Raw genomic sequence first — 15729 nt, forward strand, 5'->3', positions numbered from 1 at the left:
GGGAGGGTGGTCGCATTCAAAACTGGGCCATGGTTATGAACCAGCTTCTTCTTCATGATGAACTGAAAGATAGGGTGTTAAAGTACCTTGAATAAATGGGAACTTACACACTTTATTTGACAAGCCCCCGAATGGAGTATAGAATCATTCCTTCATGTCTTTATAGAGTTTCTAAGAGCCTGAATGGAGTGTGGAATCATTCCTTCGTGTCTTTATAGAGTTTCTAAGAGCCCGAATGGAGTAGAGAATCATACCTTCATGTCTTTATAGAGTTTCTAAGAGCCCGAATGGAGTAGAGAATCATACCTTCATGTCTTTATAGAGTTTCTAAGAGCCCGAATGGAGTGTGGAATCATTCCTTCGTGTCTTTAAAGAGTTTCTAAGAGCCCGAATGAAGTGCAGAATCGTTCTTTCGAGTCTTTGTAGAGGTTATAAGAGCATGATCCGGATAGAAATATCTCCTTCGTGCCGTTTAAAGATCCTAGGAGCGTGAGGGAGATAAAGTTTATCTGGTTTATGTTGTTATAGAGCTTCTAATAACGTGAACGATTTGATTTCCCCATTTTTCATTTTAGAAGTTATCCATAATGGACTGTCAACGAATGATAAATTTAATATTTGGATTTTCTTCCGTTGCATCATGAAACAACTGAACAATGGCTTGGGCGTATTCACCTAAGTTTTCAAGCAGGTCATCATGATGAAGCAGCTCAATCTGCAACACTTTGTTATATGTACTTAGTACATCCCATAATGCATCCAGGTTATTTCCATAGTATTCTTTTATAGACAATTTATCTTTTAAATATGGATGTACATCTTCTTTTGTCAGCATTTCTTTTCCATTCAATGTAATATATTTCATTTTATTCATCTCCATATAATAGAGTAAAAGTTTCATAATGGTCATCCGTATAGTAAATCAGCCCATCATTCGAATATACAATCCGTTCGGGACCACGATAGCCGCCTTCATAGTTGATATCGGCTTCGTAGTATTGCCTGCCTTCTTTTTTCGGAAGTTTTCCTTCGCGATTATAAAATTTATCACCGCCGATACTTTTCTTGTCGGTAACTTCCCAAAGGTTGCCTTCACTTGCCTCCCAGCCTAATTCGCTTGCTTCACGTTTTGTTATATAGTTTGGTGGGAGTTTGTTGTATGTATGGATGTATAGTGCAACTTCTTCTTTACTTGTATAATGTCCATCTTCTGTTATAACGGTCAGATCTTCGTCCTGCAGCACATCCAACAATTCCGTTGGTGAACAACCGGCTAATAGTATGCTGAGCAGTGTTAGAAAAAATAAATAAATGATTTTCTTCGGCATTGTTTACCTCCCATGATATAGGGTATGTGAAATTTAATAGTCATTTGTATTATATCACGCTAATAGAAGAGTAGGTAAAACTTTTTTCTGTTTTTAGATAAAAAACAGCAAGAAGTTTAGGGTTTATGGTTAATGAATATAACTTATAATCATTATACAATTATATTGTGAAATAAATCACAAACTTAAAGAGGAGTGTTAAAACATGAATGATCTTAAAGGTAAAGTAGCAATCATTACAGGTGGAGCTTCTGGTATTGGTTTAGCAACGGTTGAAGCATTTCTTGATAAAGGTTCTAAAGTCGTATTAAGTGATTATAATGAGGAATTAGGTAAACAACAAGCTGAACGTCTGGCTGAAAAAGGAGAAGTAATCTTTGTGAAAGCTGATGTTTCAAAAGAGGAAGAAGTTAAGGCGCTTGTTGATAAAACGGTAGAAACTTTTGGTACAGTAGACGTTATTTTCAACAATGCTGGGATCGGCTCCCAAGGCGAAACACATGCCCTTTCTTATGAAGACTACGAAAAAGTAATAAAAATCAATCAGGATGGTGTGTTCTTTGGTGCAAAGCATGCCCTTAATGTGATGCGGGAAAATGGTGGCGGGGTCATCATCAACTGTGCCTCTATTCTAGGTCTTGTTGGTGAGCCGACTGCTTTTGCATACAACGCTGCGAAGGGTGCAGTCGTATTAATGACTAAATCGTTGGCACTTCAGTATGCGAAAGATAATGTCCGTTGTGTGGGAATTGCTCCGGGTTATGTAGAATCTGGTATGGTAAATAAAGAAGCATTAGGAGAATACTATGATGGACTAGTTGCAAAACATCCAATCGGACGTCTTGGTGTGGCAGATGAAATTGCCCACGCAGTCATCTTCGCTGCAGAGAACACATTCTTAACAGGACTCACCATTCCAGTTGATGGTGGGTATACAGCTCAATAATGGAATATTGATCAAAACTCAAAACAGATATTGTTTTGAGTTTTTTATTTTGAATGCCCCTCATTGATATAGTTAATTTTCAAAAAGCGATATATAATCAAATTGGACTTATTTTTTTATGACAGGGGATAGGATTTTGAAAGAGAAAGAGATGCATTGTTATCATTTTGCAGCAGAGATTTCTGCACCGATACATGTTGTATTTCAATGCTTAAACAAAGACGAACATGTATTGAAGTGGAATACTCAAATCATTAGAAATATATATGAAGGCAGTGAAGAGGATCTAGAGGCAGGCTCAACTTTTACAACGGTCCAAAAAATAGGTGGAAAGGTATATGAATTGAAAGGAAAGTATGTAGAGTACGATCCACCATATTTCGCTGTTGTAGAGACGGAAACAAAAGAAGGTATAAGCAAGACGGAATATAGACTAGAGGAACTAGACGGAGAAACGAGTTTTACCGTTGATGTATATTTAATCCCATCGAGCTGGATTTACAAAACGACAATGAAAATGATGAAATGGGCTGTTAAGCGGATGTATGATGAGCAGTTTGAAAGATTTGTAGATTATATCCATACGGAAATGTAATGTTCTTCCATTCCGTATAGTCGGTTTGACGATAAGCAAAACTTATTCGGAAAAATAGAGGGAGAATGTATAGTTTGAAGAACCCGGTGGTACATAATAACACAGGGTTCTTTTATTTATATACAAATCAAAGATGTGGAACGGAGGCAATCAATGAAACAAATAGCTTATCATTTACGGGGAAGCTTAAAATTGCTGCGGATGATAGCGGTTTTGTCATCCAGCATGGTTACGATTTTATCAAGTTTGCTCCCTCTATATCTCTATTCAAACCTTGATACGATTACTCTAACATTCATGTTTCTCTTTTTAACTTCTGCAGCGATCCTCTTTCATGGGGTATTGACACATGTATTTAATGATTATACCGATCATCTTTCTGGAACAGATACAAAAAGTCCTGCTATCTTGTCAGGTGGGAGCAGAGTGATTCAGGATGGTATTTTCCCACCAGAATTGCTTTGGAAGATCGGTAAAATACTTTCGGGTACTTTTCTGTTGCTTGCTGTTCTTTTCTTCTTAACGAGTCAAATTAAATTGAGTCTACTTATATTAATTGGGATATGGGCAGCGGTTTCGTATTCTCTTCCGCCTTTCCGTTTTAGTTATCGTCCATTTCTTGGTGAGTGGCTAAGTTTATTTCCTGCTTTCATATTTTTAGGGATTGCTGGTCCATGGTTGCTTCTTGATCAGATACCGGATTGGGCATACCAGAATGCAGTAGTGAATGCACTCGTCTGTATGGCTTGGGTCATGGTCCATCATATTCCAGATATGGAAGCGGACAGAGAGGCAGTGCCACCTAAAAGAACATCGGTCGTATGGTTCGCTGAGTTATTTGGCCAATCTGCCGCAAAACTGCCAGCTATAATCTACTTCTTGTTAACTGGGTTTATTGCAATTTGGATTGCATATTATCGTCCATTGGCTGCTATGATGTTGGCTGTTCTTGTCCTACTTGCAGTTTGGTTATTGATAAGGGTGAATACCCAAGATGCTTATGACGTTACGAAAGTGGAGAAATACTTATTGGCTATCGCTATGCTGATAGCTCTGGGATTAGGAGTTATTCAGTAGTCTTTCATAAAGAAACTCATGACATGTTAATGTTTTGAGTTTCTTTTTTGTTTTATAATGTTTTGAGTTTCTTTTTTGTTTTATAAAGATAGTATACGGGATGGCTCATATAGGCATAAATCCCCTTAATTCGTTCTATACATAGTAGTAACATCATTATTATTCTTCTCCTGCATCAATTTTGGCCTTGTTTTATAATACCCTCCTTGTTTGTTCATTTTTGATGAATCAAATCGATAAAATTCCTAAGTATTATGGTGATTTATTATTATATTTTAATTTCATGCTTGTTAAAAACTGCTGGGAAAGTTTGTAGGTTTTTATTGTCCTAAAACAGAGCTGTTGATATGGCAACACTTGGAGTTGCTTAAAAATATGGGAGGGAGATATGCGATGTGAGATTTTGTAAAGAGTGCTACGAGCTACTAGAAGATGATCAAAGCTTTTGTCCAGAATGCGGTAGCGAGCATCCTGATTATCAATCTAGCCAAGATGAGGAAGAGTTACGTTATAACACCAGACATCTGCTATCGAAACGGACAAAGTGGGTAGTTTGGATAGCAGGTGTGTTTGGTGTTCTTTTTATAGGATTGCACTTATTTTTAACATTTTATTTTGACCCTATGAAAGATTTCAGAGGGATGGAGCGGGCCATTATAGAAGATGATGTCACTGCTTTTATGGAGTATATTGAACAGAATGATGCAGCTCTGATGGATGAGAAGAGTTATTTTGAGTTCATAAAATATGAGGAGTGGGAGGGGATAAAAGAACAATTTCTTCATCTTACTAAGGAAAACGAAAATGCTATGAATGAGATTATATATAGTAACAATGGAGGAAGGCTGTTCCATCTGAAAAAGGAATCCATTTTATGGTTTTATCATACCTATTCTTTCCAGGCGGTCCCTACGCGGTTCATAATTTCTGCGAACATGGAGAGGACAGAAGTTTCGATTGACGGCATCACCCATACACTGGAGACGATGGAACCAACGGAACTGATGTGGGTCTATCCTGGAAAATATACGGTTCAGGCTTATGCTAATAATAATTTTGGTGAATTCACTTATGAAGAAGAAGTAAATATTTATCCGAGTGAGGAGTATGAGTATTCTATTGGTTTCCTTGGAAAAACGTATCATTTCAGCACGAATAAAAATGATGCTTATTTATATATCAATGGAGAAAATACTGGAGTGAAATTTGCGGAATTGGATGAGTTAGGACCGTTTCCAGATGGTGCAAATCCGGAATTGCATGGAGTGTGGGAAAATGCAGCGGGAGAGATGATAGAGACGGCAGTTATGACACTCGCTGATAATGAGTTGTCTGGCTTGGATTTTTACTTTGTGGAGAACAACGACTTGAATGCAGTTGAACTGACGAATGAAGAAGCTGTACATGAAAATAGTGGACAGCTAGGAGAACTGGGACAATATCTTGCAAGTATCGTTGTGAACTTCCGGAATGACTATGAGACAGCCCTGAATAATAAGGATTTCAGTCTGATTGCGGACTATTTATTAATGGACAGTATTGTTTTCCGTGAACTCCGGGATTATATCGCGGCTCTAAAGGACAGCACGTATCAATTTGATTTTAAAGAAAATAATGTATGGAGCGTTGTATCAATGGAAGATGGGAGCTATATTGTTACGACCAATGAGAAATTTACTTTTACGAATCATCTAGACCAAGAAATTGATTATGAACGGATGAAGGAATATATCCTCATCGAGTCAGGGGAAACGTATCGGATTATGGAGATTAATTATGTGGAGACGAAACGGGAGTATTGAGGTGTCTGTAATTTCAAACAATAAAAGGACAGCCAGAAAATTGTTTTCTTTCATAGGCTGTCCCTTTTCGATTACAATCTAAATTGATGAATTAATTCATTCAATTCTTCCGCTAGTATAGCAAGCTCATCGGAACTCGCAACTACTTCTTCCATGGAGCTGGTAATCTGTTGGGAAGAGGCAGAGGTTTGTTCGACACCTGCTGCAGATTCCTCGGAGATTGCGGCAATCTCTTGAATATTGACGTTCATCTTATCACTTTTTACAGAGATGGAGGAAAGATTATCCGAAATGGTTCGAATCCCCTCTACCATCTGGGTAACGGAGGCACTGATTTCTTCAAATGTATTTCTCGTAACCGTTAATTGCTCTGCTCCTTGTTCTACTTCTTTATATCCATCACGTAAAGACTCCGTAACTTGTGCAGATTCATATTGAATCGTCTCGACGATGTCTGTGATGCCTGTAATGGATGAAGCTACTTGGTCTGCTAGTTTTCCGACTTCATTTGCAACCACTGCAAAGCCCTTACCACTTTCTCCAGCCCTAGCTGCTTCAATCGAGGCATTCAATGCAAGTAAGTTTGTTTGATCAGCAATTCCCTTAATCACAGAAACGAGTTCAGATATTTTTTTGCTTTCTGTATCCAGGCTTTCGACTTTTTCTACCGATTCATAAATGATATGGTCGATCCGTTTCATTTGTTCTGTCGAGCGTTCCATTAAGTTACTGCCCTCTGCGGTATGCTCAAGAACAGCATTGGAAGACTCGTAAACTTGTGTACTATTGTTATGCGCTTCAATAGCTTCTTCCGAGAATGAAGCCATGATTGCGGATAATTCTGTTGTCGAATTTGCTTGGGATTCTGATCCGTCGGCTAAATCCTGCATCGTCGTGGCAACCTGTTCGGAACCAGCTTTCACATCGTTGGCTGATTGAGTCAGCTCTTCACTCTTGCTATTGACCGTTTCCGATACGGTGCTGATTTTACTAATCAATTCACGCATTCTTTGCTGCATCAAATTTGTGGAATTAACGAGCTGTCCTATTTCATCCTGAGATTTTGTTTCGATGTTGACAACGTTTAAGTTTCCTTGGCCAAGCTCGTTCATCACTTCAGTGACCCGTGGGATATTTCTAAGCATACGTGTCAGAACGATGGTGACGACCACCAGCAAAATCAGACAGGCTGCGATAAAGAATGAAACCATGAATAGTGTGAACGTCTTGAGCACGGATAGTGCTTCTTCTTCCGGTAAGCTTGTACCGATTGCCCATCCTGTTGTTGGTACAGGTGAATATCCAACATATTCTCTGTTGTTATTTACTACAAGAGATTGCAAACCGTTTTCCCCGGCAAGCATTTTAGTTCCAATATCACTGATTTCCCCGTCGAAAGAGAGGATATTCTTCTCATCGTTCAGTATAAACGAGTCATCTGGATGGTAAATAAATGTTCCATCATTTGTGACTAAGAAGGAATAACCATTCTCTCCAAGTTTGAAAGACTCCATCAGATTAGGTAACTCATCTAAGAATATATCAATTGCGACAATCCCGATGACATTGCCATTCTCACTAATTGGTGTCATCGCACTTAGGATGATTTCTCCAAACACCTCATCCATATACGGTTCGGTAAAATAAACGTCCTCCTCTGCAATTGCTTGTTCATACCATGGTCTAGATGCGATATCGAAGGAAGGATCGGATAATACTTCATTACTTCCGACTAAAAAGTTCGAACGATTACTTGCCACCCATGCCATAGCAATCGACTCATCGGTCTCTACAATTTCATCCAGCGCTTTAGAAACCCCTGCATAATAATCATTATCAAGAGCATCGTCTCTGGAGTCCGTAGTGTTTAAGTATTTGATTACTTCCTGGTTTGTAACGATTTGACGGACGATAGTAGCTTTTTCTTTAAACATGCTATTAACTTGATCAGCTATGGCATCACTTTGATTAGCCAGGTTCTCTTCCACACGCTCTAAAAGAATCGATTTCGTATAGGAGTGAATGAAGAAACCAGTGGCAGAGAATACCAAAAATATAGCTATGAAAAGTGCAAATGTGACTTTTCTTGAGATTTTCCTTTGAATCCAGTTGAATCTTGGTGATTTTTTGCTTTTGCTTGATGACATATTTCTACCCGCTTCCTAATAATTTTATTGGTGCTTTGAAATCTAGTATGGATTTTGTCTGCCCTTTAGTTTATCGGTTACATTAAAATATAATTAATAGATTGTTAAATTTTCGTAAAAAATAGTGGAGTCTTAAAGAGGATTTTTATCGATGGTAGATAAAGTTATGATCCAATTCATTTTTGTTAAAAAATAACCTTCTAGTTCCACTTAGAGGAACAGCAACCTTTCCTCCATCGGAAATTCAATGTAGACTGAAGAGAGATAGTCTGACTATTTAGTAATTATACGTTTGATAACGACCCTCTAAGTTTTTGCACAGACAACAAAAATCCATAAGAAAAGAGGAATGAGATTGAAAAATATAGCCGTAATTGGAGCAGGGATAATGGGGCATGGCGCCGCACAGTTATTTGCCTTAGCTGGTAAACATGTAAAAATCCAAGCACGACGGGAATCCTCTCTGGAAAAAGCACGACAACTTATTAGTAACAGCCTAGAAATAATGGTAGAGAAGAGAATGCTGGAAGAAAAAGCAGTGGAACAAACGTTAGCTCGAATCACTTTCACAACAGATTTACTGGAAGCGATACAAGGAGCAGATTTTATTCTTGAATCGATTCCGGAAGTTCTCGATCAAAAAATAGCTACTTATAGAATCATTGAGGACGCGGTTTCGAGTAGTGTAATTATTTCATCTAACACATCTACATTTCCATTGGAAGATTTGACCCAAGGGGCAAGTCATCCAGAAAGATTCATCATTACTCATTTCTTTAACCCGCCACAACTGGTGCCTATTGTAGAAATCGTTCAATTTGAAAAGACAGAAGAACATATCGTAAACAAAACGTATGACCTCATGAAAGAAATTGGTAAGTCTCCAGTAGTTCTAAAAAAAGAAATTACAGGTTTTATCGTCAATCGCATTCAAGTAGCGATGCTCCGTGAGGCGTTTCATTTGATGGAAGCTGGTGTTGCAACTGCGGAAGATATTGATATTGCGATGAAGGGGAGTCTCGGTTTTAAGTGGGCATTCTGTGGTCCAATGGAAAGTCAGGATCTGGCAGGTCTTGAAACAACAAAGGCAATGGTAGGCAACATTATGAAAGATCTATCAAACTCAAGAGAAGTTTCAACTCTTCTAACCGACATGGTAGAAAATAAACAACATGGTATTCGAACAAATCAAGGCTTTTATAAATATGATGATTTCGGTGAAAAAGCTATCGAAACAAGAGATGATCACTTCCTGGATCTATTGAAGTTGCAGCTTAGTAAAAGTAAAACTTTTTCATCCCAAAAATAAAGCTAGGCAGGGGTTTCCCTGCCTATTCTTCGCTATACTTATGTTGGATAACCGCATAAATGATCTTCTTTGCAAGCTTTTCCATTTGTGAGTTCCTTCGGTAATGGACATATACTTTATTTTGTATTTGGTCCAGCTCATCGATTCTCTTCGTTATAATCTTCGAATGATATTTAGAATCAATTCCGAGCTCTGGAATGATTCCAATCCCTAAATCATTTGCTACGGCGTTCAGCAGCATTTCATTATTCTCAACATCCACACGTGTGATGTCCCGAGCCCGGATAAGCTTTTGATCAATCGACTTCCATAGTGAAGAGTTCCTTTTATAACTGAAAATGGTCTCATGATGTAAATCTTCTATAAACAGGGGGTGTTTTTGACTAAGATGGTGATTGATAGGGAGAACGACAACAAGCTGATTGTCGAAAAGATATTCTGAAATGATATTCTGGCTGTCTGTAAGGATATCTCTCGTAAAAATTAAATCTAGTACTCCTGATCGCAACATTTCATTTAAATTGGTGGAATCATAGTGATCAACAATTTGTGCATTCGTATTTTCTGTGGATTTTACAGCTTTCAAGATTTCAATAATGAAAGAATAGGAATACCCGGGTGAGAACCCGACTTTTATCACAGGTTTTTTAACCATCTGTTTAATCTCTTTTGCGTGATTCATATAAATTAAGATATTTTTAGCATACTCCGTAAATAAGACCCCTTCTTCGGTCAAGGAAATTTCATGGCCAAGCCTCGAAAATAACGAACACTGCAAGATTTCTTCTAATGATTTGATTCTTGATGTAACTGTAGGCTGGGTGACATTAAGGACTTCCGCAGCCTTCGAATAGCTTTTGTATTCGGAAATAGTAAGGAAAGTCTCCAATTGGCACTCGTTCATATAATCCCCCCAAGAACTTACTTTTAAAAAACGATACATTTCACTATTATTTCAGACAATTCTTAAGCTTTGTTATAAATATTAGTTTATTTAACCATAAAATGTCAATGAAAACGTTATCAAAAATAAACAAAATCATAACGACTATAAAATATATTTTTGAAATTAATTGAAAAGCAAAATAAATTCAATTGGTATCTAAATAATCTGTCTATTATACTTGATTTGAGTAAAAATTTTCCAATGCAATGTAAGTGGTTACATTGTGTTGGCAATTAATCATATTGGAGGGGTTCATATGGAAATCATCCAAGATAATTTTGAAAAGAGCGAGTTTCTTGTTAACAGACGTGTGTTTTCTGACAAAGAAATTTTGGCAAGAGAGCGAGCGGAAATTTTCAGCAAATGTTGGTTATTTATTGGACATGAGACGGAAATCCCGGAAATCGGAGATTACAAGCGTAAAAAGGTAGGTGGCCGTAACTTATTATTTGTCCGCAGTCACGACGGTGAGGTTCGGGCGTTATTCAATACATGTCCGCATCGTGGAGCACTTGTTTGCAGGGAAGATTCAGGGAATTCAAGGGTCTTTCGTTGCTTCTATCACGCGTGGAGTTTTAAAAATGATGGAGAACTAGTAGGGATGCCAGGTAAGGATGGGTTCCCTGAAGATTTTAATGATGAAGGTACCAAGAATATGAAAGCGGTTAACCGACTTGAAAGCTACCGTGGTTTCATGTTCGTTAACTTTGATGACAATGCTATTTCCCTAGAAGAATACTTAGGAAATGCGAAAGAATACATTGATTTGGTTGTTGATCAATCAGAGCACGGGATGGAAGCTTTAGGCGGTGTTCAACAGTATAGTGTGAGAGCGAACTGGAAGCTGTTGGCGGAGAATAGTGTGGATCTATATCATGGCATGCCGACGCACAAAACGTACTTTGATATAAAGCAGGCCCAAGATCCTAACTTAAAGCGCGTGCGTTTAGAAGGTAGAGGAATCAGCTTAGGCAATGGTCATAGTGTCATTGAATACGAGGCACCGTGGGGAAGACCGGTTGCGCAATGGACACCGATTTGGGATGACGATTTCAAGAAAGTCATGGAAAAAATGAAGCAAAGATTAACGGAGCGTTTTGGAGAAGAACGTGCCAATCGTATAGCCAACTTCAACAGAAATATTGTTATTTTCCCGAATCTCGTCATCAATGACATTATGGCAGTAACCGCAAGAACCTTCTATCCTACATCCCCAGGATATATGGAAGTACAGGGTTATGCATTGGCTCCTAAAGGTGAAAGTGAAAAACATCGTTTAGCGAGAAATAATAACTTCCTAGAATTCTTAGGCCCAGGCGGCTTTGCAACTCCAGATGACAACGAAGCATTGGAACTATGTCAGGAAGCTTATAACAACAACGCCGAAGTCCAGTGGAACGACATTTCCAAAGGAATGGTCAGAGGAGAAGAAAACGCACTCGCGACTGATGAACTGCAAATGCGGAGTTTTTGGAGACATTATAACACGATTATTCAACAATCCCTGGAAAAGGAGGTTGCACACCAATGACAGTGAAAACAGTAGAGCGTCAGGATGTTGTCGATTTTCTATACACCGAAGCGAAGATATTGGATGAATGGAGATTGAAAGAGTGGGCGGCATTATTCACAGATGATGGGACGTATATCGTTCCGCCGATTGGCAATCCGGAGGCCGAACCAACGACATCCCTTTACTACATCCATGATAACCGGACGCGACTCCAGGACCGGGCGGAAAGGCTACTGAAGAAAGAAGCCCATGTGGAGTACCCGCATTCTACGACGACTAGAAATTATCATAATATCCTTGTTGGTGATTTGGATGCTGATGTCATTACGGTGGAATGCAATTTTACAACCCATCGTACGAAGCGGGAAGTAGTCGATACGTTTATCGGCAAATTGAAATATGAACTCGTGATCGAAAATGATAGATTAGCAATCAAACATAAAAAAGTAGTTTTAAATCTTGATAGTTTAAGACCCCAAGGCAAAATCAGTTTAATCCTTTAGCTTCATGAGAGGTGGTACATGAATGAGAGATGAAATTGAAGTAGTCGATATCGCCATAATTGGCGGAGGGCCTGTAGGTATGTTTACTGCCTTTTATGCAGGCATGCGACAAGCAAGTGTAAAAATAATCGAGAGTTTACCGCAGCTAGGTGGTCAGCTAGCTGCGTTATATCCAGATAAATATGTTTATGATGTAGCAGGTTTCCCTGAAATTAAGGCAAAAGATTTGGTGGATCGCCTGATGAAGCAGATGAGCCAATTTGAACAGGAAATCTGCCTAAATGAAGAGGTTCTCGAGGTAACGAGGGAAGAGGATGTATTTAAAATAACGACAAGCTCGGACGTTCATTATTCCAGAACGATCATTATTACGGCAGGTAATGGTGCGTTTAAACCACGAATGTTGAATTTGGATAACGAAGCAAAGTTTGAACATGCGAATCTGCATTACAGTGTACATGATATCCAGGATTTTGCAGGAAAAGACGTCTGTATTTTTGGTGGAGGAGATTCAGCTGTCGACTGGGCATTAATGCTTGAAAATATCGCATCAAGCGTTTCCATTGTCCACAGAAGAGATCGATTCCGTGCCCATGAACATAGTGTCCAACAATTGAAGGACGGTTCGGTACAAGTGGTTACCCCTTATGTTCCGAAAGAATTAATAGGGGAATCGAAAGTTGAATCCATTATTTTAAGAGAAGCAAAAACAAAAGAGGAAATCGAAATAATAGCAGATGATTATATCGTAAATTATGGTTTCATCTCCAATTTAGGTCCTATCAACAATTGGGGATTGGAAATCGACAAACAATCGATTGTCACGAACTCGCGGGCAGAGACGAACATACCTGGGATTTATGCAGTTGGAGATATTTCAACCTATCCCGGAAAAGTAGAGTTGATGGCAACTGGATTTGGAGAAGCACCAATTGCAGTTAGTAATGCAAAAATATTCATTAACCCGAATGAATCGTTACACGTTGCACATAGCACGTCGATCATGAGCAGAAAAAATAATGAACGGAAAAAAGAAAAAGTTAAAAATTAGGGAGTGGATGAGATGGCTAAGGTTCCAGAAAGTATTGCACAAGATTCTACACAGGCAAGGTTAGATGCTTACCTACGAACGGTCGCACATTTAGGTCATGTTGAAATCGGTGTGACAAAATTTGAAGAGTCTTTACGTTTTTATCGAGAAATACTTGGTCTTGAAGTAACCGAAGTGGAAGGGGATCGTGCGTATTTACGTGCATGGCAAGATTATGATCACCATACTTTAGTACTGAAAGCAGCGGATGTTTCCGAAGTGAATCGCGTAGGTTGGCGTGTCAGCTCAAAAGAATCATTGGATTTATTTGAAACACAGTTAACGAAGATGGGCATTGATTTTACTTGGGTGGAAGGTGGAACGAAGAAGGCACTGGGTGATGCGATTCATTTTACATCTCCATCAGGAATTCCCATCGAACTGTATTGGGAAAAGGAATTATTCACGACAGATGATCCGAACTTGAAATCCCTGATGCCGAGCCATCCAAGCAAATATCCTGCAAGAGGTGTCTCACCGCGTCGTTTCGACCATGTGAATTTCATGGTTAATGATGTGCAAAAAGAGCAACAATGGTGGACGGAATTACTAGGTATTCATCATCGTTATTTTGTACAAAACAAAGAAGATATCCGGTTAGGATCATGGTTAAGCCGCACAAATATTGCGCATGAAATAGCCTTTATGAGAAACGGCAATCAAAATGGAGGGATTTTCCACCACCTCGCCTATTATCTGGATTCACCAGATGAATTATTAAGAGCTTCCAATATCATGGCGGAAAATGGTATTAAAATCGAATGGGGACCAGGAAAACATGGTACGAGTGGTGCACAATTCATCTATGTATTTGAACCATCTGGTCACCGAGTAGAAATCTGGACAGGAGGATTGTTGATGTTTGCTCCTGACTGGAAGCCGATAGAATGGCCGTCAAATGTTGGGGAGCTCGGTATGGAAATGTGGGGAAGCAAACCGCCGGAGTCTTATTTTACGTACGGTACGAAATTAGGAAAATAAAAAAGAAGGGAGATCCATTCTCCCTTTTAACCATTCAATGACTAGGAGTGCCTTTACTGTGGATAAAACTTTACGAATTGATTTTCATACGCATGTCATATCAGAAGAGTTTTTAAACTTAGCAGAGAAATACAATGATGAACGCTGGCCGATTCTAGAAAAAACATGTGACTGTGGTGCCAATATCATGATCAAAGGAAAGAAATTCAGAGAAATAACCGATCAAGCATGGGATACGGAAACACGTTTGAAGGATATGGAGGAAGAAGGGATACATATCCAAGTTTTATCTCCAATTCCTGTGACGTTCAGTTATTGGTCAGATCCTGAAAAGGGATTGGAGCTGGCGAAATTTCAAAATGATTTCATCGCTTCAATTGTTCAAAAGCATCCAACGAAGTTCATCGGGTTGGCCACTGTTCCTTTACAAGATACAAAATTAGCCATCCAAGAGATGGATAGGGCGATTAATGAATTGGGATTAAAAGGAATTCAAATCGGCAGTAATGTGAACGGAAAGAATTTAGATGATGAAGCGCTCGATGAATTTTTCAGGGCTGCTCATGAAATGGATGTTCCTTTATTCGTGCATCCGTGGGAAACGATGGGAAGAGAACGGATGCCTCAGCATAATTTTATGTACATGGTGGGCATGCCTTCAGAAACGGCATTGGCAGCGGGAAGTATCATTATGAGCGGAATGTTGGATAAGTATCCGAATCTGAAAATTTGCTTCGCTCATGGCGGCGGTTCTTTGCCTTATCTATTGCCGCGAATGGACAAGGGCTGGAATGTTTGGCCGCAGATTAGAAAAACGGAACACCCGCCAAGCCACTATGCGAAACTATTATATTATGATTCTCTCGTTTACGATGAGAACAATCTACAATTTATGATTGACCGTTTCGGGGCAGACCAAATCATCGCAGGCTCCGATTATCCTTTTCTACTCCGGGAAGCACCATCCGGAAAAGTCGTGGATACATTAACTACTTTAAGCACAGAGGAGAAGCAAAAGATTCATGGTCTTAATGCTTTACGCTTCTTAGGATTGGATATTGAAAATTATCAGCCACTAGAAAAAGTACCTCATGAGGAAGGGAGAGGATAGGATGGCATTTGTCATTACAAGTCCTTGTACAAACGAGAAAGCAGGCGAATGTGTCAGCATTTGTCCGGTAGATTGTATTGTGGAAGGTGACGATCAGTTTTTTATTGATCCGAATGCTTGTATTGATTGTGGTGCATGTGTCGCTACATGCCCAGTTGAAGCCATTGTCGATGAACATGATTTGACGGAGGAGCAGGAAGTTTATTTGGAGAAGGCGGAGAGCTTTTTTGGATAATATTTCATTGGAGCATATTGTTTCATGTTAAATGAAATCAGGTGCATACAACTGAATATCGGAAGTTAAGAACTGGAAGTGATGGGAGTTTCTTTTCATCGGTTCCAGTTTTTTTGTTGAAATACTAGTCATAACCATCCTTATCC

15 protein-coding genes are annotated in these 15729 nt (G+C 39.1%); 11 read left to right on the top strand and 4 right to left on the bottom strand.

What is annotated here, in order from left to right:
* Window positions 1–595 precede the first annotated feature (595 nt).
* Both M3210_RS11760 and M3210_RS11765 read right to left on the bottom strand, forming a co-directional pair.
* The gene (locus M3210_RS11760) at window positions 596–865 is read right to left on the bottom strand and encodes a barstar family protein (RefSeq protein WP_251514578.1); all 270 of its coding nucleotides are present in this window, start codon (window positions 863–865) and stop codon (window positions 596–598) included.
* Between the two features lies 1 nt (window position 866).
* A complete protein-coding gene (locus tag M3210_RS11765) occupies window positions 867–1328 on the bottom strand; it encodes a ribonuclease domain-containing protein (protein WP_251514581.1) in 462 nt (153 codons plus the stop codon).
* Between the two features lie 205 nt (window positions 1329–1533).
* On the opposite strand from M3210_RS11765, the gene M3210_RS11770 reads away from it, so the two are divergent.
* The 4 genes from M3210_RS11770 to M3210_RS11785 all read left to right on the top strand — a co-directional run bounded on the left by M3210_RS11770 (window position 1534) and on the right by M3210_RS11785 (window position 5748).
* Window positions 1534–2274, top strand: a complete 741-nt coding sequence (locus M3210_RS11770) for an SDR family NAD(P)-dependent oxidoreductase (RefSeq protein WP_251514583.1) — start codon at window positions 1534–1536, stop codon at window positions 2272–2274.
* A gap of 136 nt (window positions 2275–2410) precedes the next feature.
* Window positions 2411–2869 (top strand): SRPBCC family protein, encoded by a 459-nt coding sequence (locus M3210_RS11775; RefSeq protein ID WP_251514585.1) that lies wholly within the window; start codon window positions 2411–2413, stop codon window positions 2867–2869.
* Between the two features lie 153 nt (window positions 2870–3022).
* The gene (locus M3210_RS11780; RefSeq protein WP_251514587.1) at window positions 3023–3946 is read left to right on the top strand and encodes a prenyltransferase; all 924 of its coding nucleotides are present in this window, start codon (window positions 3023–3025) and stop codon (window positions 3944–3946) included.
* 395 nt (window positions 3947–4341) lie between these two features.
* Window positions 4342–5748: a TcaA NTF2-like domain-containing protein gene (locus M3210_RS11785; RefSeq protein WP_251514589.1), complete on the top strand. Its 1407-nt coding sequence runs from the start codon at window positions 4342–4344 to the stop codon at window positions 5746–5748.
* A 71-nt stretch (window positions 5749–5819) separates the two neighbouring features.
* Here M3210_RS11785 and M3210_RS11790 read toward each other — a convergent pair whose 3' ends face one another.
* Complete coding sequence (locus tag M3210_RS11790) at window positions 5820–7895, bottom strand: methyl-accepting chemotaxis protein (RefSeq protein ID WP_251514591.1); 2076 nt, start codon at window positions 7893–7895, stop codon at window positions 5820–5822.
* Window positions 7896–8250: 355 nt separating this feature from the next.
* Between M3210_RS11790 and M3210_RS11795 the strand changes: the two genes are divergently transcribed.
* A complete protein-coding gene (locus M3210_RS11795) occupies window positions 8251–9204 on the top strand; it encodes a 3-hydroxyacyl-CoA dehydrogenase family protein (RefSeq protein WP_251514594.1) in 954 nt (317 codons plus the stop codon).
* Window positions 9205–9226: 22 nt separating this feature from the next.
* Here M3210_RS11795 and M3210_RS11800 read toward each other — a convergent pair whose 3' ends face one another.
* Window positions 9227–10108, bottom strand: coding sequence for a LysR family transcriptional regulator (locus tag M3210_RS11800; RefSeq protein ID WP_251514596.1), 882 nt, complete (start codon window positions 10106–10108; stop codon window positions 9227–9229).
* Window positions 10109–10406: 298 nt separating this feature from the next.
* Here M3210_RS11800 and M3210_RS11805 point away from each other — a divergent pair, with 298 nt between their 5' ends.
* Genes M3210_RS11805 through fdxA form a run of 6 tightly spaced genes read left to right on the top strand, consistent with a single transcriptional unit; the run spans window position 10407 to window position 15583 of the window.
* Window positions 10407–11681, top strand: coding sequence for an aromatic ring-hydroxylating oxygenase subunit alpha (locus tag M3210_RS11805; protein ID WP_251514599.1), 1275 nt, complete (start codon window positions 10407–10409; stop codon window positions 11679–11681).
* A complete protein-coding gene (locus M3210_RS11810; protein ID WP_251514601.1) occupies window positions 11678–12166 on the top strand; it encodes an aromatic-ring-hydroxylating dioxygenase subunit beta in 489 nt (162 codons plus the stop codon). Before M3210_RS11805 ends, M3210_RS11810 begins: the two co-directional genes overlap by 4 nt.
* A gap of 22 nt (window positions 12167–12188) precedes the next feature.
* Window positions 12189–13217: an NAD(P)/FAD-dependent oxidoreductase gene (locus M3210_RS11815; protein WP_251514603.1), complete on the top strand. Its 1029-nt coding sequence runs from the start codon at window positions 12189–12191 to the stop codon at window positions 13215–13217.
* 12 nt (window positions 13218–13229) lie between these two features.
* On the top strand, window positions 13230–14237 hold the full coding sequence (locus M3210_RS11820) for a VOC family protein (RefSeq protein WP_251514605.1): 1008 nt from the start codon (window positions 13230–13232) through the stop codon (window positions 14235–14237).
* Window positions 14238–14295: 58 nt separating this feature from the next.
* Entirely contained in the window at window positions 14296–15348 is a 1053-nt protein-coding gene (locus M3210_RS11825; RefSeq protein WP_251514607.1) for an amidohydrolase family protein, read from the top strand.
* Window position 15349: 1 nt separating this feature from the next.
* On the top strand, window positions 15350–15583 hold the full coding sequence (fdxA, locus tag M3210_RS11830) for a 4Fe-4S ferredoxin (protein WP_251514610.1): 234 nt from the start codon (window positions 15350–15352) through the stop codon (window positions 15581–15583).
* Window positions 15584–15729: the final 146 nt, after the last annotated feature.

The sequence above is a fragment of the Oceanobacillus luteolus genome, from assembly GCF_023715655.1.
Classification (GTDB): Bacteria; Bacillota; Bacilli; order Bacillales; family Amphibacillaceae; genus Oceanobacillus; species Oceanobacillus luteolus.